The following is a 20,224-nucleotide window of genomic DNA, read 5'->3' as shown; positions in this document are numbered from 1 at the left end:
GTACGCCTCGTGATCGGGTCTGCCCGGCGGAGCAGACTAGTCGGACATGGACGGCGCGGCCACCCCGTGCGCAAGGATGGGGCCATGAACGCCATCATCTCCGCATCCGAACTCACGAGCGACCTGGCCGGGCGGCGGCCGCCCGTCGTGCTCGACGTCCGCTGGCAGCTGAGCGGGGCCAAGGCAGCAGGTGAGCCGCCCTTCGACGGTCGCGCAGAGTACGCCGACGGCCATATTCCGGGCGCTGTCTACGTCGACCTCGACTCGGAGCTGGCCTCCGCCCCGGGCGACCGCGGCCGGCACCCGCTGCCCGACCCGGAGATCTTCGGCGCCGCGATGCGCCGGGCGGGTGTGTCCGCCGGGACACCGGTGGTCGTGTACGACGGCGGACAGGGCTGGGCGGCGGCCCGGGCATGGTGGTTGCTGCGCTGGACGGGTCACCCGGACGTGCGTGTCCTTGACGGCGGGTTGCCGTTCTGGAAGGGCCCGCTGGAGACGTCCGCGCCCACCCCGGCCCCGGGCGACTTCGCCCCTGTGCCCGGTGCCTCGGGTCGCCTCGATGCCGACGAGGCCGCCGCGCTGGCCCGGTCCGGGGTGCTGTTCGACGCGCGCGCGGGGGAGCGGTACCGGGGCGAGGTCGAGCCGATCGACCGGGTCGGCGGCCACATCCCGGGAGCCGTCTCCGCGCCCACCAACGAGAACGTGGCGTCCGACGGCCGCTTCCTGCCCGGCGAGGAACTGGCCGACCGCTTCAAGACCCTTGGCGCGGGGGACGGTTCACCGGTCGGCGTCTACTGCGGCTCGGGTGTCTCGGGCGCGCACGAGGTGCTGGCCCTCGCGGTCGCGGGCATTCCGGCCGCGCTGTACGTGGGTTCCTGGTCGGAGTGGTCCGCGGACCCGTCCCGACCGGTCGCCGTCGGCCCCGACCCGCAGTAGCCCAGGGAGACGGACCCCGGGGCGCACGAAGAAGAGGGCCGCACCGACCGGCGCGGCCCTCACCCTCGTACGAACTCGTGCTGCTCCCGCTACTCCTGCTTCTTGCGCCGTGTCCCGAACACGATCTCGTCCCAGCTCGGGACCGCCGCGCGGCGGCCCGGGCGGACGCCGTCGGCTTCGGCCTGGCGGTCCGTGGCGCCGACCAGGCGGTCGCGGTGGGCGCCGACGGAACGGGGCATCAGGACATCCGCGTAGGCGGAACCGGCCGAGGCCGCGGGGGCCGGGGGTTCCTCCTCGACGGGCTCGGCGGGGGGCTCCTCCACGGGAGGCTCCGGCGTCGGGCGCTCCGGGACGACCAGGTCGCCACGGAAGCTCGGTACCGCCTCCAACAGGCTGGTCAGCGAGTCCCGTTCGCTCGCCGCGGTGTCCTCGTCGGACTCGGCCGATGGCGCCGGCAGGCTCGGCCGCTCAAGAGCGCGGTCCAGCGGACGGTCGCGCGGTAGCCGGGCGATACGCGGCACGAACGGAAAACTGGGCTCCGCCGCGGCGAGGTCCTCGGACTCGCCGATCAGCGAGCGCGCCTCCTCGTCGACGGCCTGCACGAGCCGCCGGGGCGGGTCGTAGGTCCAGCTCGCCGAGTGCGGTTCGCCCGCGACCAGATAGACCAGCAGGACTTCCCAGGTGCCGTCGTCGCGGCGCCAGGAGTCCCACTGCACGGTGTCTTTTTCGGCACCGCGCAGCGTCAGTCGTTCCTGGACGGCTTCGCCGAGTTGGGGACCGGCCGCGTTCTCGCCGGGCCGGCGGACAGGGGTCTTGCGAGCCCGCTCGGCCATGAACGCGCGCTCCGCGAGGACAGGGCCCTCGAAACGCCGTACACGGTCGACGGGGATGCCTGCGAGCTGAGCGACTTCTTCCGCGCTGGCACCGGCACGTATACGCGCCTGGATGTCGCGCGGACGGAGGTGGCTTTCGACTTCGATCTCGATCTGACCGAGGCGTGGACGATCGCCGCGGACAGCGGCGCGCAGCCGCTCATCGATCGGAAGCGTGTACTCCGTTGAGTCGGCAGCCTTCAGCACCAGCCGTGTGCCGTCATTCGAGACGGCCACGACACGCAGTTCGGGCATGGGAACCTCCCGGGTGGTGCCTGCCGACGTCACGTGCGTCGCTGCTTCCGCTAGTCGAGTGTGGCCTGCCCGGGTGCAGCCTGCCACAACCTTGCCGAGTTGCCCGGCGTGTCGGGCACAGGCCCTGACACGCCGTTATGGCACGGTTACCTATTCGCAACGCTGAGTGACCAACTCCGTCACCCTGTGCAGCAAGCCCCCCTCCGGGCGGTCCAGTAAGGCCGCGGACATCCTGGCGGGAGGCCGGGCCCAGGGCTCGCAACAGTACTCCATTTGGGCCACGTGCGTGGATTGGGACGCGGTCCAACTTCTCGCAAGGGGTGGGAGTTGGCCGTCCGTCACGCGGTTCCGGGATCTTGAACGTGGCGTACTTCACGTAAACCCCCGAAACGGAACTATCGGTTTCGTCTGTACGTCCCTTTCTCGTGCAGTTGGTCGATCGCGGTCGATCGCGGTCGATCAACGTTGATCAAGCAGCAAAAGTCGATCAAGTACGGGAAAGGCAGGCAAGAAACCGGTATGCGTGAAAGGTCGGACGCCGATGTCGTCGAGGTCTCGGGCCCTGAAGTCAGGAAGAAGCGGCTCGATCTGAGCGTCCCTCAAGTCGCGGGCAGTGCGATGGCCGCCGTGGTGGCGGCCAAACTCGCCTCGTACTTCGGGGTCTACGGCACGATCCTGGGCGCCGGTCTCGTCAGCGTCGTCGCGACCTGTGGCGGCTCGGTCTTCCAGCACTTCTTCAGCCGCACCGGCGAGCAGCTCCGGGAGGCCACCGTCACGGACCGGCTCGGGGAGCAGTCGCCGCCCGCTCCCGGCGAGTTCACCGAGGGCACCGTCTACCGCGCGCGGGTCAGCAGCTGGAAGCGGCCGGTGGTCGCGGCCGCCCTGGTCTTCGGGGTCACCCTGACCGGCATCACCACCTACGAGCTGGTGTCCGGCAACAGCTTCAGCGGCGGCGGGGGCACCACCGTCAGCGACGCCGTCACCGGCCACGACCCGTCCACCTCGAAGTCCGGTGACGACTCGCCCACTTCGTCCACGACCTCGCCGACGCCTTCCGCTACTCCCGACGCCGGCACCTCTTCGGGTTCGAGCGGCACCTCTTCGGACGGAAGCGATGGAAGCGGCGGTACGACGACCGACCCGACGCCGACGCCCAGCACCTCGGACGGTGATGGCACCCCGACCCCCACACCCAGCGCGTCCGCTACGACCCCAACACCCTCCGCAGGTAGTCGTTCTGGAACCGCCGATCCGGATCAAGGCGATCCCGCAGCGCCGTGAACTCGCCGAAGCGCGGGTAGACCCCGGCGAAGTACTCGGCGTCCCGGGTGTTGACCTTGCCCCAGTGCGGCCGGCCCTCGTGCGCGGTGAAGATGCGCTCGGCTTCGGTGAAGTACGCCTGGTAGGGCGTGCCCCGGAACATGTGCACGGCGATGTAGGCGCTGTCGCGGCCGGAGGCGGTGGACAGGGTGATGTCGTCCGCCGGGGCGGTGCGGACCTCGACCGGGTAGCTGATCCTGAACTTCGAACGGTCGACCATCGCCTTGAGTTCCCGCAGCGTGTCCACCAGTGCCGCGCGCGGAATGGCGTACTCCATCTCGACGAACCGCACCCGGCGGGTCGAGGTGAAGACCTTGTAGGGGATGTCCGTGTACGTGCGCGAGGACCAGGCCCGGGTGGAGATCTGGGCGATGGTCGGAACGGTCGAGGGCACCGCGCGGCCGACCATGTTGGCCACCTGCCACAGGCCGTTGGCCACGAACTCGTCGTCGAACCAGCCCGCCAGCGGCTTCACGGGTCGCTCCGGGCCCGCGCTGCGGTTGTTGCGCTTGGTGTTCGTGGACGCCGTGTGCGGGAACCAGTAGAACTCGAAGTGCTCGTTCTCGGCCCAGAATTCGTCGAAGCGGCCGGTGACCTCGTCGAAGGGCATCGGCTCCTCGCGGGCCGTGAGCAGGAAGACGGGCTCCACGGCGAAGGTGATCGCGGTGACGATCCCGAGGGCGCCGAGGCCGATGCGCGCCGCCGCGAAGACGTCCGGATTCTCCTTCTCGGAGCAGGTCAGCACCGAACCGTCCGCCAGGACCAGCTCAAGTCCCCTGATCTGCGCGGCGATCGAGGCCGACTCGCGGCCGCTGCCGTGGGTGCCGGTGCTGGTGGCGCCGGAGACCGTCTGCTCCATGATGTCGCCCATGTTGGTGAGCGACAGACCCTCGCGGGCCAGGGCCATGTTGAGTCTCTTGAGCGGGGTGCCGGACTCGACCGTGACGGTCATGGCATCGCGATCAATGTTGCGGATGCCGGTCAACAGTTGAGGACGGATCAACACACCGTCGGTGGCGGCGATCGAGGTGAAGGAGTGCCCGCTGCCGACGGCCTTCACCGTCAGCCCGTCCTCGGCGGCCCGGCGTACGGCGGCGGTCAGTTCCTCGACCGAGGCCGGCGTGACCTCCCGCGCGGGGCGGGCCGTGACCGTGCCGCCCCAGTTACGCCACGTGCCGTTCTTCGCGCTCGCTGTGGTGCTCAACAACGGTGCCTCCCCGCCCCGGTGCCGGTCTGCTGAGCCGGCGATACCCCAGGAAACCGACCGCGACCGCGACGGCCCCGGCGACCACCGGAACCCCGTACCCCGCACGCGCGCCGGCCGCGTCGATCACCCAGCCGGCGACGGAGGAGCCGAGCGCGACCCCGACCGCCAGGCCGGTGCTCACCCAGGTCATGCCTTCGGTGAGCTTCGCGCGAGGTACGTGCTCTTCTATGAGGGACATCGTCGTGATCATCGTGGGTGCGATGGACAGGCCCGCAAGGAACAGCGCCACGGCCAGAAGCGTCAAGTTTCCGACCAGTAGGAGGGGGATCATACTCACGGCCATCGCGCATATGCCCAGCAGCCACCTGCGCGCGGGCGCTCCCCGGAAGCGCAGCAGCCCGAACACGACTCCCGCGGAACAGGAGCCCGCCGCGTACAGGGCGAGCACCACGCTGGCGGCGCCCTTGTGACCCTGCTCCTCGGCGAACGCGACGGTGACCACGTCGACCGCCCCGAAGATCGCCCCGGTCGCCACGAACGTGGCCACCAGCACCTGGAGACCGGCCGCGCGCAGGGCGGAGCCGCCGCTGTCGGCGCCGCGCACGCGCGGGTGCGGCTCGGGCTCGGTGGCGCGCTGCGCGGTCAGCGAGAAGACGCCGAGCGCCAGGAAGCAGGCGGCGAGCAGCGGCCCGGCCTCCGGGAACCAGGCCGTGGACAGCCCGATGGAGATGATCGGCCCGAAGATGAAGCACACCTCGTCGACGACGGACTCGAAGGAGTACGCGGTGTGCAGCTGCGGAGTGCCCCGGTACACGGCCGCCCAGCGCGCGCGGATCATCGCGCCGAGGCTCGGCACCGAGCCGATGCCGGCGGCGCACACGAACAGCGTCCAGTCCGGCCACTCGAAGTGCGCGGCGAGCAGCAGTCCCGCCGAGGCGACGAGCGCCGCCAGCGTCGCCGGGCGCAGCACGCGCCGCTGCCCGTGCTGGTCCACCAGCCGGGAGATCTGCGGCCCGATGGCGGCGGCCGACAGCGCGATGGTGGCCGACAGGGCGCCCGCGAGCCCGTACCTCCCGGTGAGCTGGGAGATCATCGTGACCACACCGATGCCCATCATGGACAGCGGCATCCGGCCGAGCAGGCCCGCGGCGGCGAACCCTTTGGAGCCGGGGGCGGCGAACAGGGCGCGGTAGGGGCTGGGCACGGGGTCTCCGGAGGGGTACGGCCACGCGCGCGTACGGGGCGGCTCGGGCACGGCGTGGACGAAAGTGGCTCAGTAAGGCGCCGAGGCCGGCTCCGTAAGGTGCCAACACGGCTGATACAGCTTACAAGTGAGGTCACCCTAATGCACCCGGGGATGCGCCGGGAATCGGCAGCGCGGTCCGACCCGTTCCCCGCGTCCCCCCGGCCCTTGCCGGGCTGTCGGAGCGGGGTGGCAGGATCGACGTCATGCCAGACGTGCTCGACGCCACCCCTTACGACGCCCTCCTCCTGCTCTCGTTCGGCGGCCCCGAAGGCCCGGACGAGGTGGTTCCGTTCCTGGAGAACGTGACGCGAGGGCGCGGCATCCCCACCGAACGCCTCAAGGAAGTCGGGCAGCACTACTTCCTGTTCGGCGGGGTCAGCCCGATCAACGACCAGAACCGCGCCCTGCTGGACGTCCTGCGCAAGGACTTCGCGGAGCACGGCCTGGACCTGCCGATCTACTGGGGCAACCGCAACTGGGCCCCGTACCTGACCGACACCCTGCGTGAGCTGGTCGCCGACGGCCGACGCCGGATCCTGGTCCTGGCCACCAGCGCCTACGCCTCGTACTCGGGCTGCCGCCAGTACCGCGAGGACCTCGCCGACTCGCTGGCCGCCCTGGAGGCCGAGGGCCTGCCCCTGCCGAAGATCGACAAGCTCCGCCACTACTTCAACCACGAGGGCTTCCTGGAGCCCATGACCGAGGGCGTCCTGCGCTCCCTGGCCGACCTCCCCGAGGACGTCCGCGACGGCGCGCACATCGCCTTCTCGACCCACTCGATCCCCACCGCCTCCGCCGACACCTCCGGTCCGGTCGAGGACCACGGCGACGGCGGGGCGTACGTCGCCCAGCACCTGGACGTGGCCCGGCAGATCGCCGAGGCGGTCCGCGATCGCACCGGCGTCGAGCACCCCTGGCAGCTCGTCTACCAGTCGCGCTCCGGCGCCCCGCACATCCCGTGGCTGGAGCCCGACATCTGCGACCACCTGGAGGAGCGTCACGAGGCCGGCGTCCCCGCGGTGGTCGTCGCGCCCATCGGCTTCGTCTCCGACCACATGGAGGTCCTCTACGACCTCGACACGGAGGCGAAGGCCAAAGCCGAGGAACTGGGCCTGCCGATGCGCCGCTCGGCGACCGTCGGGGCCGACCCGCGCTTCGCCGCCGCGGTCCGCGACCTGGTCCTGGAGCGGGCGGCCGTGGAGCGCGGCCAAGAGGTCACGCCCTGCGCCCTGGGCGCCCTCGGCGCGAGCCACAACCTCTGCCCGGTCGGCTGCTGCCCCGCCCGCGCCCCCCGCCCCGCCGCCGCGGGCGCCGACAGCCCGTACGCGTGAGGAGCCCCGTGACCGACGCCCCGCACCAGGAACTGCTGGAGCTGGCCCTGGAGGCCGCCCGCCGCGCCGGAGCGCTGCTGCGGGACGGCCGTCCGGCCGACCTCGCGGTGGCCGCCACCAAGTCCAGTCCCATCGACGTCGTCACCGAGATGGACATCGCGGCGGAGAAGCTGATCACCGACCTGATCTCCGCCCACCGCCCCGACGACGGCTTCCTCGGTGAGGAGGGCGCCTCCAGCGCGGGCACGAGCGGCGTCCGCTGGGTGATCGACCCGCTCGACGGCACGGTCAACTACCTGTACGGGCTGCCCACTTGGGCGGTGTCCATCGCCGCCGAGCAGGACGGCGAGACGGTCGTGGGCGTCGTGGCGGCCCCGATGCGCGGCGAGACGTACCACGCGGTCCGCGGCACCGGAGCCCGTGCCACCGGCGCCTGGGAGGGCGAGCGCACGCTCGCGTGCCGCCCCGCGCCGCCCCTGGACCAGGCGTTGGTCTCCACGGGCTTCAACTACGTCACCGAGGTCCGCGTCCACCAGGCCGCGGTCGCCCAGCGCCTGATCCCGCTCCTGCGCGACATCCGCCGCAGCGGTTCGGCGGCCGTCGACCTGTGCGACGTGGCCTCCGGCCGGCTCGACGGCTACTACGAACGCGGCCTGAACGCATGGGACTACGGCGCAGGCGACCTGATCGCCAGGGAAGCGGGCGCCGTGACCGGCGGACGCCCCGGAGAGCGCCCCTCACGCGACCTGACGATCGCAGCCACCCCCGGCGTCTTCGAGCCCCTCCAGCGCCTCCTGGAGGACTTCGGCGCCTGGCACGACTGACGGGCCTCAACGACGGCCCCGACAAAAAGGCGGGGCCCGACGCTGGATTCGTCGGGCCCCGCCCTGTCATGCGATACGCGTACGAGCGATCAACGCTAGACGCCGACCTCCACACCGTGCTCGGCGGCGAGGCGGCGCAGGTCGTCGAGTTCGCCCTGCTCCACCTCGACGAGGAAGTCGTCGCCCTCGTTGCGAGCCCGCGTCAGGTCGGACTCGGTCGTCCTTATGCGCTGCAGAAGTCCTGCGGTGAATGCGTCCATGCTGCGCCCCCTCGTCCTGGGTCGTGGGTCGATGGCACGGGGGTGTGCCGTTCGGAAGGGGCGATCACGTCTCCATGAGGTGCCCGGCACAGCCCGCGCCGGGCGGCGACGGTGCCGGACACCCACGTCCACTCTGCGGAAAGCGGATTGCGCCGTGCCGCATGGTGTTGCGGCACTAGCAGAGCGTGATCGCGGGGTATGAACGGTCCTCCCCGCGCTTCCTTCCACGGAAACCTCAACCGGCCGAGAAAATCCGGCATTCCCGAGTCTCACAACTACCCTTCACCCACCGCCCGCCTGCCACCCTCCCGCCTTACAGCCGACTTATGGCCGAAAAGGGCAGGATGGAGGCACACAGCCATGGAGAACTCTGCCCGCGCCTGCCCCAGCGGCGCTACGCGGGTGGACATCAGGAAGGACAAGCGACGTGCGCGTACTCGTCGTCGAGGACGAGCAACTGCTCGCCGATGCGGTGGCCACCGGACTGCGCCGAGAGGCCATGGCCGTGGACGTCGTGTACGACGGCGCGGCCGCCCTGGAGCGCATCGGCGTGAACGACTACGACGTGGTCGTCCTGGACCGCGACCTCCCGCTCGTCCACGGCGACGACGTCTGCCGCAAGATCGTCGAACTCGGCATGCCCACACGCGTGCTGATGCTCACGGCCTCCGGGGACGTCAGCGACCGTGTGGAGGGTCTGGAGATCGGCGCGGACGACTACCTCCCCAAGCCCTTCGCGTTCAGCGAACTCATCGCACGCGTGCGTGCCCTGGGCCGGCGCACCAGCGTCCCGCTGCCGCCCGTCCTGGAGCGTGCCGGGATCAAGCTCGACCCCAACCGCCGGGAGGTCTTCCGGGACGGCAAGGAGGTCCAGCTCGCGCCCAAGGAGTTCGCCGTCCTGGAGGTGCTGATGCGCTCCGAGGGCGCCGTCGTCTCCGCGGAGCAGCTCCTGGAGAAGGCCTGGGACGAGAACACGGACCCGTTCACCAACGTCGTGCGTGTGACCGTCATGACCCTGCGCCGCAAGCTGGGCGAGCCGCCCGTCATCGTCACCGTGCCCGGCTCCGGCTACCGGATCTGATAACCCATGGCCGCAACACCCGCTCTCCCCACGGCACCTCCCAAGCCCACCTGGGACCCCCGCAAGCCCGAGCCGCCGTTCCCCTGGCTGCGCCCGACCATCCGCATACGGCTGACGCTGCTGTACGGCGGCATGTTCCTGATCGCCGGCATCCTGCTGCTGTCGATCATCTACCTGCTCGCCGCCCAGGCCCTGCACGAGGGCAGCGGCCAGTCGTTCTCGGTGTCCGGAACCAACCTCGGCATCACCAGCAGCACCTGCCCCCAGCTCGGCCGGGCGACCAGCAACAACGAGATCAACTCGATCCTGGAGTCGTGCGACGCGGTCAAGCGCCAGCACGCCCTGGACGACCTCCTCAGCCGCTCCCTGCTGGCCCTGCTCGGGCTCGCCGTGATCGCCTTCGCGTTCGGCTACGCGATGGCCGGCCGCGTCCTGTCGCCGCTCGGCCGGATCACCCGCACCGCCCGCGCGGTGGCGGGCTCGGACCTGTCCCGCCGGATCGAGCTGGACGGCCCGGACGACGAGCTCAAGGAGCTCGCCGACACCTTCGACGACATGCTGGAGCGGCTGCAGCGGGCCTTCACCGCCCAGCAGCGCTTCGTCGGCAACGCCTCGCACGAGCTGCGCACCCCGCTCGCGATTAACCGCACGCTCCTGGAGGTGCACCTGTCGGACCCTGGTGCCCCCGTGGAGCTCCAACAGCTGGGCAAGACGCTGCTGGCCACCAACGAGCGCAGCGAGCAGCTCGTGGAGGGCCTGCTGCTGCTCGCCCGCAGCGACAACCAGATCGTCGAGCGCAAGCCGGTGGACCTCGCCGAGGTCGCCGAGCAGGCGGTCGACCAGGTGCTCTCGGAGGCGGACGCCAAGGGCGTGGTGATACGCGGTGAGCAGAAACCCGCGGTCGTCCAGGGCAACGGCGTACTGCTGGAGAGGATCGCGCTGAACCTCGTACAGAACGCAGTGCGGTACAACGTGCCCAAGGACGGCTGGGTCGAGGTGACCACCGAGGTTCAACACGGTCAGGCTGTCCTGGTCGTGTCGAACACGGGGCCCGTCGTGCCGGCGTACGAGATCGACAACCTCTTCGAGCCCTTCCGACGGTTGCGTACGGAGCGGACGGGCAGTGACAAGGGGGTCGGGCTCGGGTTGTCCATCGCGCGGTCCGTGGCACGGGCGCACGGTGGCCATATCTCGGCGCAGCCTCGTGAAGGGGGTGGGCTCGTGATGCGGGTCACCCTTCCTATCTGAGACCATGTCGCCGACACACGGGGATGTTCGCTTTGCGCGGAATTTTCTGGGCATCGAATCGACGAACTCGTGTGTGATCGATCACAACGGCGAATTTCCGGCCATCTACTCTCAGTGATCACATGACCTGCCGGAAAGCCGGGATAATCCGGGTTTTCAGGGGTCTTGATCACGGGAAGTACACGGTGAGACGCCTTTGAAGTGCGGCATTGGGACCGTGTACGGTCCGCATCGCCATCCAAGCCGATCACTCTTGAGGAGTCCGGTTGGGTGTCGATTGAGTAACAGACCTTGATGTGAGGCAAAATCTCCGCCTCGGGTCGGGCACAAGTCCGGCCTCTCACGCGTTACGTGCGCTGGAGACACCGAAGACACCCAGAGGGGGAGAGCGACATGGCAACGGATTACGACACCCCACGCAAGACCGACGACGACGTCGACTCGGACAGCCTTGAAGAGCTCAAGGCCAGGAGGAACGACAAGTCGACCTCCGCGGTCGACGTCGACGAGTTCGAGGCCGCAGAAGGCCTCGAACTGCCCGGAGCGGACCTCTCGAACGAGGAGCTGGCCGTCCGGGTGCTGCCGAAGCAGCAGGACGAGTTCACTTGCATGAGCTGCTTCCTGGTGCACCACCGCAGCCAGCTGGCCAGGGAGAAGAACGGCCAGCCGATCTGCCGCGACTGCGACTGAGGCGGGGTCGGCCGTGACTGGCTCGACCCCTCCTCGGAAGCGCCGCTTCCCCCTGCCGGGAGCGGACAAGGGGCCCAAGGACGGCCCCCACGGCGCGCGTGAAGACGAGCGGGGCTCATCCGGTACGAAAGGATCCACGGGATCGGCCTCGCTCGAACCGGCGGCTGACCGGGGTGACCTCCCGGTACCGACGGAGCAGGAAAGCGCGCCCGTCGCACGGCGACGGGCCGCGGTGATCCGGGACAAGGCCAGGGAAGGCGTCCGCAAGGGCGGCAGCCGCGCCAGGGCGGGACTGGCGTACCTTGCCGACCGGATCATCGAGAGCGCCCCGAGGATCCCCGTACGGGACCTCGCGACGCTCCGCAAACAGTTCCCGGGCCTGGGGCCCGAGGAGCTCGCCGACAAACTCGTCGCCGGCGCGGCGAGCGCCACGGCGACGGTCGGTGCCGGGATCGGCGCGGCGGCGATGCTGCCGGTGCCGCCCGCGATGCCGACCGAACTGGCCGCCGAGATCACCGGCGTGGCCGCGATCGAGCTCAAGCTCATCGCCGAGCTGTACGAGGTGTACGGCATGCGCCCGCCCGGCAATCTCAAAGAGCGCACGACCACGTATCTGAACTCCTGGTCCGGGGAGCGTGGGATCCAGGTGACCAAGCCGTCGACGGTGACGTCGGCGCTGAACGGTCACATGAAGCGCGAGCTGCGCCAGCAGATCATGAAGCGCATGGTCCGCGATCTGCCGAACCTGATGCCCTTCATGGTGGGGGCCGCCGTCGGAGCGGTCATGAACCGCAAGGACACCAGAAAGCTCGCGGCACGCATCCGTGCCGATCTCCGCAAGGTCCAGGTGCCCTGGGACGCGCTGCCCGCGTTGCCGCCCCTGGAGGCCCCGGCCGAGCCGTTGGAGCTGGGGGACGGCCGCAAGGAACTCGGGCCGTAGATGGGGCCTGGAGGCCCGTCCCCGTGCCCTGTGCGGGGCGGCCTAGGCCGCTGTCTCCCGTGCCGTCCGCAGAGCCTCGGCCAGCCGCTCGGGCTCACGCGTCGACAGGTACAGGTACGGAGTCGGGTCCGCGGGGTCGGTGACCTCCACCCGCAGTGCCCCGGGGATGTAGGCACGCAGCAGCAGGAACGCGCGCGTGTCCGCCTTGTACGTGCGCCAGGCGCGGGCCCCCTCCGCGTCCAGGACCTCCGCGTCACCGAGCGCCGCCACCGGGATCCGTGCCTCGCCCGCGATCAGCGAGTCGCCCACCACGCGGATGCGGACCGAGCCGTAGGCGCTCGCGCAGACCGCGGCCGCCGCCGTGCCGCCGACCAGGCCGCCGAGCAACGGCAGTGTGCCGAACGGCAGCAGGATCAGGGCGAAGGAGACCCCGACCAGGAAGGAGATCAGCCACCAGGTGCGGGGGGCGGTGAGGCGTTCTTCGTAAGGGGCGGCGGAGAGCTGCATGGAGCCAAGCTTGGCACGGTGTCCTGATATGGCCGACGCGCGGGTAAGGTCTGCGGCTGTGAGTGGTACTTCCGCGGCTCTTCAGCCTCCCGCCGACGCGGTGAAACCCGTGCGACACCCCGATGCTCCCGCACCCGGTGAGCTGCTCGGTTCGCACTACGAACAGTGTTTCGGGTGTGGCGAGGGGCAGCCCCACGGGCTGCATCTGGCGGCGCGGGCCGGCGAGGGCGTCACCATCACCGCCGAGTTCACCGTGCAGGCCGCCCATCAGGGGGCGCCCGGGCTCGCGCACGGCGGAGTGCTGGCCACCGCGCTGGACGAGACGCTCGGCTCGCTGAACTGGCTGCTGCGGACGATCGCCGTGACCGGGCGGCTGGAGACGGACTTCGTGCGGCCGGTCCCGGTGGGGACGGTGCTGTACCTGGAGGCCGAGGTGACGGCCGTGGCCCGGCGGAAGATCTACTCGACCGCCACCGGCCGGATCGGCGGTCCCGACGGCCCCGTCGCCGTCCGCGCCGACGCCCTCTTCGTCGAGGTGAGGGTCGACCACTTCATCGACAACGGCCGCCCGGAGGAGATCCGGGCCGCCATGAACGACCCGGACCAGGCCCGGCGTGCCCGTGCCTTCGAGGTGAACCCGTGACCCCCGTGAGCCGAGAACCCCTGAACGTGCTGATCCGCCGCGTCGATGCGGACGTACCGCTTCCGACGTACGCGCAACCCGGTGACGCCGGAGCCGATCTGCGTACCACCGAGAGCCGTGAACTCAAGCCCGGGGAACGGGCTGTTCTGCCCACGGGGGTGTCTATCGCCCTCCCGGAGGGGTACGCGGCCTTCGTGCACCCCAGATCCGGTCTCGCCGCCCGCTGCGGTGTCGCCCTCGTGAATGCCCCGGGGACGGTTGATGCCGGGTACCGTGGGGAGATCAAGGTGATCGTGGTGAATCTCGACCCGCACGAGTCCGTGCGGTTCGAGCGCTTCGACCGGATCGCCCAACTGGTCGTCCAGCAGGTCGAGAAGGTCCGCTTCCAGGAGGTCGTGGAGCTTCCCGACTCGGCGCGGGCCGAGGGGGGCTTCGGGTCCACCGGTGGCCATGCCGCCGTGGGCGACGCGAGCGGCACAAGCGGTCAGGTCGCCCAGGGCGGCCTGGCGGGTGGGAATCGATACGCTTCGGTCGTATCCGACCGGGAAGGACAGTGACGTGTTCGGACGTCGCAAGAAGAGGGATGCCGCCGAGGACGCGGCCGGCGAGGCCGAGCAGGTCGTCGACAGTGCCGACACCGAGGCGGACGGCGGAGACGGCCGGCGCGCGCGCGTGCGGCTCGAACCGGAGCCGCGCCCCGATCGGCCCTGGGACGACACAGAGGTGAGCGATCCGGCCGAGGGCCGGGTCGACCTGGGCGGTCTGTTCGTGCCGGGTGTCGACGGCATGGAGCTGCGGGTCGAGGTCGCGGGCGACGCGATCGTCGCGGCCACCGTGGTGCTGCGCGACAGCGCCGTCCAGTTGCAGGCCTTCGCCGCGCCCAAGCGCGAGGGCATCTGGGGCGAGGTGCGCGAGGAGATCGCCACCGGCATCACCCAGCAGGGTGGCATCGTCGACGAGGTCGAGGGCCCGTTGGGCTGGGAGCTGCGTGCCCAGGTTCCGGTGCAACTGCCGGACGGCACGGGCGGTTTCCAGGTCGTGCGGTTCATCGGCGTGGACGGTCCCCGCTGGTTCCTGCGCGGTGTGATCTCCGGGCAGGGCGCGGTGCAGCCGCAGGCGGCCGGTCTGCTGGAGCAGATCTTCCGGGACACGGTCGTGGTCCGCGGCGAGGGCCCGATGGCGCCCCGCGACCCGATCGTCCTGAAGCTGCCGAACGACGCCCAGATGGTCCCCGAGGGCGTCCAGCAGGAGGAGGAGGGCTCGCGCTTCTCCGGCGGCATGGGCCAGCTCCAGCGCGGACCGGAGATCACCGAGGTCCGCTAGTCAGAACCTGACAAGGGCCGTACCCCTCGGGGTGCGGCCCTTGTCCATGTCCGCGTTCGCCTGCCGCCGTTCACACCCCCGCACTCCTCCGTGTGAACGGCGGCCGGCCTCCGGGGCTTACTTCAATGCTTGACGGAAGTCTGGTCTGTACCTATGGTCTCCGCCCAACGCCTGAGTTCATAGGGGCGCCTTTCGTTCACATACGAGAACGGAGTCACTGTGCGTCGTACCCCACTGCTCGCAGCCGTGGCCGCCCTGCTGCTCGGTGCCCTCTCGGCACCCGCCGCCCACTCCGCCCCCGCCGCCTTCGTCCACCCCGGAGTCACCGTCTCCGCGGCCCAACTGGAGTTCGCCCGCACCAAGGTCAACGCCGGCGCCCAGCCCTGGAAGGGCGCCTACGACCAGATGATGGCGAGCAAGTACGCCAGCCTGACCCGCACGCCCGCGCCCCGGGCCACGGTCGAGTGCGGCTCGTACTCCAACCCCAACTACGGCTGCACCGACGAGCGCGAGGACGCGATAGCCGCGTACACCGACGCGCTCGCCTGGTACATCACCAAGGACGCGCGCTATGCCCAGAAGGCGATCCAGCTCATGGACGCCTGGTCGGGCACGATCACCAGTCACACCAACAGCAACGCGCCCCTGCAGACCGGCTGGGCCGGCTCCTCCTGGCCCAAGGCCGCCGAGATCATCAAGTACACGTACACCGGCACCTGGGCCAACTCCGCGCGCTTCTCCACCATGCTGCGCAACGTCTACCTCCCCGTCGTCATCAAGGGCTCCAACTCCAACGGAAACTGGGAGCTGTCGATGGTGGAGGCCGCCGTCGGCATCTCCGTCTTCCTGGAGGACAAGGCGTCGTACGACACCGCCATGGCCAAGTTCCGCACCCGCACGGCCGCTTACGTGTACCTCGCCTCCGACGGCTCGGTGCCCAAGACCGTGCCCAGCCAGAACCTCAACACCACGGCCAAGATCGTCTCGTACTGGCAGGGGCAGTCCACCTTCGTCACCGGGCTCACCCAGGAGACCTGCCGGGACTTCGTGCACACCGGGTACGGCATCTCCGCGATCTCGCACGTCGCCGAGACCAGCCGCATCCAGGGTGCCGACCTCTACGGCACCGACGTCGGCGAACGGCTGCGGCAGGCGCTCGGCTTCCAGTCCAAGTACCAGCTGGGCGAGGCCGTCCCGAGCTGGCTGTGCGGCGGCACGCTCACCCGCGGGCTCGGTCCCATCACCGAGGTCGGCTACAACGCCCTGCACAACCGTCTGGGCATCGCCATGGCCAACACCCAGACGCTGACCCAGAACCAGCGCCCGGCCGGCAGCAACAACCTCTTCGTGGCCTGGGAGACCCTCACCCACGGAGACAACCCGAGCTGAACCGTTGATCGGCCGGGCGTCGGACGGCGATACTGGCGCCCGGTCCACGGGGGAGGCGACATGAACAACCAGGTGGTCACCGAGACCATGGTGCGGGTCGAGGACGTCCACAAGTCCTACGGCCACGGGGCGGCCGCCGTGCACGCGCTGCGCGGGGTCTCCTTCGAGGTCCCGCGCGGGGAACTCGTCGCTCTCAAGGGGCGCTCGGGGTCGGGCAAGACCACCCTGCTCAACATCGTCGGCGGACTCGACCTGCCGGACCGGGGGCGGGTCACCGTCGACGGCCTCGACCTCTCGGAACTCGGCGAGGACGGGCTGCTGGCGCTGCGCCGGGACCGTATCGGCTTCGTCTTCCAGTCCTTCGGGCTCGTCCCGATCCTTACCGCCGCCGAGAACGTCGGGGTGCCGATGCGGCTGCGCCGGGCGCCCGTGCGTGAGCGCGAGGAGCGCGTCGAACTGCTGCTGTCCCTGGTGGGCCTCGCCGACCACGCGCGGCAGCGGCCCGGCGAGCTCTCCGGCGGCCAGCAGCAGCGCGTCGCCATCGCCCGCGCCCTCGCCAACAGCCCCTCGCTGCTCGTCGCCGACGAGCCGACCGGCCAGCTGGACGTCGAGACCGGACACGCCGTCATGGAGCTGCTGCGCGCCGTCGTGCACAGCGAGCGGGTCACCGCCCTGGTCGCCACCCACGACGCGACCCTGCTCGACCTTGCCGACCGGGTGCTGGAACTGGGCGACGGCGAGATCGTCGAGCACTGAGCCGGCGCTGAGCACCCCGCGTCAGGGTTCCGTCAAAGACGGCCGCTCAGCCCCTGCCCGCCCCTTTTGTCGCGATAGCCCGCCGTAATCTCGACGCTGCGCAGTCAGCGGTGAGCGGAAGACAATGGGGCCATGGGACGCGGCAAGCTTCGGATATACCTCGGTGCGGCACCGGGCGTCGGCAAGACGTACGCGATGCTCTCCGAGGCGCACCGGCGGGTGGAGCGCGGTACCGACGTCGTGGTCGCCTTCGTGGAGCACCACGACCGGCCGCGCACCGAGGTGATGCTGCACGGCCTGGAGCAGGTGCCCCGCAAGGAGCTGGAGCACCGCGGGGCCGTCTTCTCCGAGATGGACGTCGACGCGGTGCTCGCCAGGCACCCCCAGGTGGCCCTGGTGGACGAACTCGCGCACACCAACATCCCCGGCTCGCGCAACACCAAGCGCTGGCAGGACGTCGAGGAGCTGCTCGCGGCCGGCATCGATGTCGTCTCCACCGTGAACATCCAGCACCTGGAGTCGCTGGGCGACGTCGTCGAGTCGATCACCGGGGTACGGCAGCGCGAGACCGTGCCGGACGAGGTGGTGCGGCGGGCCGACCAGATCGAGCTGGTCGACATGTCGCCCCAGGCCCTGCGCCGCCGGATGGCACACGGGAACGTCTACAAACCGGACAAGGTCGACGCGGCCCTGTCCAACTACTTCCGGCCCGGCAACCTCACCGCCCTGCGCGAGCTGGCGCTGCTGTGGGTCGCCGACCGGGTCGACGAGTACCTGAAGCAGTACCGCAGCGAGCACCGGGTGTCGAAGATCTGGGGCTCGCGGGAGCGGATCGTGGTCGGCCTGACCGGCGGGCCCGAGGGGCGCACCCTCATCCGACGGGCCGCGCGGCTCGCGGAGAAGGGCGCCGGTGGCGAGGTGATGGCCGTCTACATAGCCAGCAGCGACGGCCTGACCGGGGCCTCGCCCAAGGAACTCGCCGTGCAGCGCACCCTGGTCGAGGACCTCGGCGGCACCTTCCACCACGTCGTCGGCGACGACATACCGGCCGCCCTGCTCGCCTTCGCGCGCGGGGCCAACGCCACCCAGATCGTGCTCGGCGTCTCCCGCCGCAAGACCTGGCAGTACGTCTTCGGGCCGGGCGTCGGCGCCACCGTGGCCCGCGAGTCCGGACCCGACCTCGACGTCCACCTGATCACCCACGGCGAGGCCGGCAAGGGCCGCGGCCTCCCCGTCGCCCGGGGCACCCGGCTCGGCCGGTCCCGGATCATCGCGGGCTGGCTCGTCGGCGTGCTCGGCCCGGCCCTGCTGGCGCTGCTGCTCAACACCGTCGACCTCGGCCTCGCCAACGACATGCTGCTGTTCCTGGCGCTGACCGTGGCGGCCGCCCTGCTCGGCGGACTGCTGCCCTCGCTGGCCTCGGCCGCGGTGGGCTCGCTGCTGCTGAACTACTACTACACGCCGCCCCTGCACAAGTTCACCATCGCCGACCCCAAGAACATCGTCGCCATCGTGATCTTCGTAGGCGTCGGCATCTCGGTCGCCTCCGTCGTCGACCTCGCCGCCCGGCGCACCCACCAGGCGGCCCGGCTGCGCGCCGAGTCCGAGATCCTGTCGTTCCTCGCGGGCAACGTGCTGCGCGGCGAGACCGGCCTGGAGGACCTCCTGGAGCGGGTCCGCGAGACCTTCGGGATGGAGTCGGCGGCCCTCCTGGAGCGGACCGGCGAGCACGACCCGTGGACCTGTGCCGGCCGCGTCGGCACCGGACCGCCCGTCGCCAGACCCGACGAGGCGGACGTGGACGTGCCGGTCGGCGACCACATGGCGCTCGCCCTGACCGGCCGTGTGCTGCCCGCCGAGGACCGCCGGGTGCTGGCCGCGTTCGCCGCCCAGGCCGCCGTCGTCCTGGACCGCCGCCGCCTCCAGGAACAGGCCGACCGGGCCCGCACCCTCGCCGAGGGCAACCGCATCCGCACGGCCCTGCTCGCCGCCGTCAGCCACGACCTGCGCACCCCGCTGGCCGGCATCAAGGCGGCGGTCTCCTCGCTGCGCTCCCACGACGTGGCCTGGTCGGAGGAGGACCGGGCCGAGCTCCTGGAGGGCATCGAGGAGGGCGCCGACCGGCTCGACCACCTCGTCGGCAACCTCCTCGACATGTCCCGCCTGCAGACCGGCACGGTCACCCCGCTGATCCGCGAGATCGACCTCGACGAAGTGGTGCCGATGGCACTGGTCGGGGTGCCCGAGGACAGCGTCGACCTGGACGTTCCGGAGACGCTGCCCATGGTCGCCGTCGACCCGGGGCTCCTGGAGCGGTCGGTGGCCAACCTGGTGGAGAACGCCGTCAAGTACAGCCCGCAGGGCAAGCAGGTCCTGGTGGCCGCCAGCGCGATCGCCGACCGGGTCGAGGTGCGGGTGGTCGACCGCGGCCCCGGCGTCCCCGACGACGCCAAGGACCGCATCTTCGAGCCCTTCCAGCGCTACGGCGACGCCCCGCGCGGCGCCGGAGTGGGCCTGGGGCTCGCGGTGGCCCGCGGCTTCGCCGAGGCCATGGGCGGCACCCTCAACGCCGAGGACACGCCCGGCGGCGGCCTCACCATGGTCCTCTCCCTGCGCGCGGCAGGATCGCCCCCGCAGGAGCTTCGACAGCAGGCACAACCCGAGAGGCAGGTCCAATGACCCGGGTGCTCGTGATCGACGACGAGCCGCAGATCGTGCGCGCCCTCGTGATCAACCTCAAGGCACGCAAGTACGAGGTCGACGCGGCCCACGACGGCGCCACCGCCCTCCAGCTCGCCGCCGCCCGCCACCCCGACGTGGTCGTCCTGGACCTGGGCCTGCCCGACATGGACGGCGTCGAGGTGATCCGGGGCCTGCGCGGCTGGACCCGGGTGCCGATCCTGGTGCTGTCCGCCCGGCACTCCTCCGACGAGAAGGTCCAGGTCCTGGACGCCGGCGCCGACGACTACGTCACCAAGCCCTTCGGCATGGACGAACTCCTCGCCCGGCTGCGGGCGGCCGTCCGCCGTGCCGAGCCGGTCGGGGTCGGCGAGGACGAGGTGACGGCGGTGGAGACCGAGGAGTTCACCGTCGACCTGGCCGCCAAGAAGGTCCACCGCGACGGCAGGGACGTACGGCTCACGCCCACCGAGTGGCATCTGCTGGAGGTGCTGGTGCGCAACACGGGCCGGCTCGTGAGCCAGCGCCAGCTGCTCCAGGAGGTGTGGGGCCCGTCGTACGGGACGGAGACCAACTACCTCCGCGTGTACATGGCCCAGCTGCGCAGAAAGCTGGAGGCGGACCCGTCGCACCCCAAGCACTTCATCACGGAGCCGGGGATGGGATATCGCTTCGAGAAGTGAGGACACGTGACGACAAGTGACCGGGGCCGGGGTA

The 20,224-nt window shown here is 70.7% G+C and carries 20 protein-coding genes; 15 read left to right on the top strand and 5 right to left on the bottom strand.

The genetic code is table 11. The features are described 5' to 3' along the window. Window positions 1-84 precede the first annotated feature (84 nt). Window positions 85-936, top strand: a complete 852-nt coding sequence (locus M2283_RS30695; protein ID WP_280879686.1) for a sulfurtransferase — start codon at window positions 85-87, stop codon at window positions 934-936. An 89-nt stretch (window positions 937-1,025) separates the two neighbouring features. On the opposite strand, the gene sepH is transcribed toward M2283_RS30695, so the two are convergent. Beyond that, window positions 1,026-2,063 (bottom strand): septation protein SepH, encoded by a 1,038-nt coding sequence (gene sepH / locus M2283_RS30690; protein WP_280879685.1) that lies wholly within the window; start codon window positions 2,061-2,063, stop codon window positions 1,026-1,028. Between the two features lie 519 nt (window positions 2,064-2,582). Between sepH and M2283_RS30685 the strand changes: the two genes are divergently transcribed. Then, window positions 2,583-3,344, top strand: coding sequence for a hypothetical protein (locus M2283_RS30685; RefSeq protein ID WP_280879684.1), 762 nt, complete (start codon window positions 2,583-2,585; stop codon window positions 3,342-3,344). On the opposite strand, the gene M2283_RS30680 is transcribed toward M2283_RS30685, so the two are convergent. Next, on the bottom strand, window positions 3,268-4,587 hold the full coding sequence (locus M2283_RS30680) for a D-arabinono-1,4-lactone oxidase (protein ID WP_280879683.1): 1,320 nt from the start codon (window positions 4,585-4,587) through the stop codon (window positions 3,268-3,270). The two genes, M2283_RS30685 and M2283_RS30680, sit on opposite strands and share 77 nt — an antisense overlap. Further along, complete coding sequence (locus M2283_RS30675) at window positions 4,547-5,794, bottom strand: MFS transporter (RefSeq protein ID WP_280879682.1); 1,248 nt, start codon at window positions 5,792-5,794, stop codon at window positions 4,547-4,549. The genes M2283_RS30680 and M2283_RS30675 overlap by 41 nt, the downstream gene beginning before the upstream one ends. Window positions 5,795-6,039: 245 nt before the next feature. Here M2283_RS30675 and M2283_RS30670 point away from each other — a divergent pair, with 245 nt between their 5' ends. Beyond that, entirely contained in the window at window positions 6,040-7,167 is a 1,128-nt protein-coding gene (locus M2283_RS30670) for a ferrochelatase (RefSeq protein ID WP_280879681.1), read from the top strand. An 8-nt stretch (window positions 7,168-7,175) separates the two neighbouring features. Continuing rightward, window positions 7,176-7,991 carry an inositol monophosphatase family protein gene (locus M2283_RS30665; protein WP_280879680.1) on the top strand — a complete coding sequence of 272 codons (816 nt, stop codon included), beginning with the start codon at window positions 7,176-7,178 and terminating at the stop codon, window positions 7,989-7,991. 95 nt (window positions 7,992-8,086) lie between these two features. Here the strand turns inward: M2283_RS30665 and M2283_RS30660 are convergent, their stop codons facing one another. Continuing rightward, a complete protein-coding gene (locus M2283_RS30660; protein WP_280879679.1) occupies window positions 8,087-8,251 on the bottom strand; it encodes a hypothetical protein in 165 nt (54 codons plus the stop codon). A 427-nt stretch (window positions 8,252-8,678) separates the two neighbouring features. On the opposite strand from M2283_RS30660, the gene M2283_RS30655 reads away from it, so the two are divergent. The 4 genes from M2283_RS30655 to M2283_RS30640 all read left to right on the top strand — a co-directional run bounded on the left by M2283_RS30655 (window position 8,679) and on the right by M2283_RS30640 (window position 12,210). After that, the gene (locus M2283_RS30655) at window positions 8,679-9,332 is read left to right on the top strand and encodes a response regulator transcription factor (protein ID WP_003993508.1); all 654 of its coding nucleotides are present in this window, start codon (window positions 8,679-8,681) and stop codon (window positions 9,330-9,332) included. A 6-nt stretch (window positions 9,333-9,338) separates the two neighbouring features. Further along, window positions 9,339-10,580 (top strand): sensor histidine kinase, encoded by a 1,242-nt coding sequence (locus M2283_RS30650; RefSeq protein WP_280879678.1) that lies wholly within the window; start codon window positions 9,339-9,341, stop codon window positions 10,578-10,580. A 393-nt stretch (window positions 10,581-10,973) separates the two neighbouring features. Beyond that, window positions 10,974-11,270: a DUF4193 domain-containing protein gene (locus M2283_RS30645; RefSeq protein WP_005481602.1), complete on the top strand. Its 297-nt coding sequence runs from the start codon at window positions 10,974-10,976 to the stop codon at window positions 11,268-11,270. Window positions 11,271-11,283: 13 nt separating this feature from the next. Beyond that, complete coding sequence (locus M2283_RS30640) at window positions 11,284-12,210, top strand: hypothetical protein (protein WP_280879677.1); 927 nt, start codon at window positions 11,284-11,286, stop codon at window positions 12,208-12,210. A gap of 42 nt (window positions 12,211-12,252) precedes the next feature. Here the strand turns inward: M2283_RS30640 and M2283_RS30635 are convergent, their stop codons facing one another. Further along, window positions 12,253-12,717, bottom strand: coding sequence for a DUF3093 domain-containing protein (locus tag M2283_RS30635; RefSeq protein WP_280879676.1), 465 nt, complete (start codon window positions 12,715-12,717; stop codon window positions 12,253-12,255). Between the two features lie 58 nt (window positions 12,718-12,775). Between M2283_RS30635 and M2283_RS30630 the strand changes: the two genes are divergently transcribed. The 7 genes from M2283_RS30630 (at window position 12,776) to M2283_RS30600 (ending at window position 20,190) form a co-directional block, all read left to right on the top strand. Continuing rightward, entirely contained in the window at window positions 12,776-13,360 is a 585-nt protein-coding gene (locus tag M2283_RS30630; RefSeq protein ID WP_280879675.1) for a PaaI family thioesterase, read from the top strand. 5 nt (window positions 13,361-13,365) lie between these two features. Beyond that, a complete protein-coding gene (gene dut / locus M2283_RS30625; RefSeq protein WP_280879674.1) occupies window positions 13,366-13,917 on the top strand; it encodes a dUTP diphosphatase in 552 nt (183 codons plus the stop codon). A gap of 1 nt (window position 13,918) precedes the next feature. After that, window positions 13,919-14,683: a DUF3710 domain-containing protein gene (locus M2283_RS30620; protein ID WP_280879673.1), complete on the top strand. Its 765-nt coding sequence runs from the start codon at window positions 13,919-13,921 to the stop codon at window positions 14,681-14,683. 219 nt (window positions 14,684-14,902) lie between these two features. After that, entirely contained in the window at window positions 14,903-16,072 is a 1,170-nt protein-coding gene (locus tag M2283_RS30615; protein WP_432423149.1) for an alginate lyase family protein, read from the top strand. A gap of 60 nt (window positions 16,073-16,132) precedes the next feature. Then, complete coding sequence (locus M2283_RS30610) at window positions 16,133-16,828, top strand: ABC transporter ATP-binding protein (RefSeq protein WP_280879672.1); 696 nt, start codon at window positions 16,133-16,135, stop codon at window positions 16,826-16,828. A 132-nt stretch (window positions 16,829-16,960) separates the two neighbouring features. Beyond that, window positions 16,961-19,507: a sensor histidine kinase KdpD gene (locus M2283_RS30605; protein ID WP_280879671.1), complete on the top strand. Its 2,547-nt coding sequence runs from the start codon at window positions 16,961-16,963 to the stop codon at window positions 19,505-19,507. Then, on the top strand, window positions 19,504-20,190 hold the full coding sequence (locus tag M2283_RS30600; RefSeq protein ID WP_280879670.1) for a response regulator: 687 nt from the start codon (window positions 19,504-19,506) through the stop codon (window positions 20,188-20,190). Before M2283_RS30605 ends, M2283_RS30600 begins: the two co-directional genes overlap by 4 nt. Window positions 20,191-20,224 lie beyond the last annotated feature (34 nt).

The sequence above is a fragment of the Streptomyces pseudovenezuelae genome, from assembly GCF_029892565.1.
Taxonomy (GTDB): Bacteria; Actinomycetota; Actinomycetes; order Streptomycetales; family Streptomycetaceae; genus Streptomyces; species Streptomyces pseudovenezuelae_A.
Note: the sequence above shows the minus strand (reverse complement) of the source record. Positions and strands in the feature narration are given on the sequence as shown.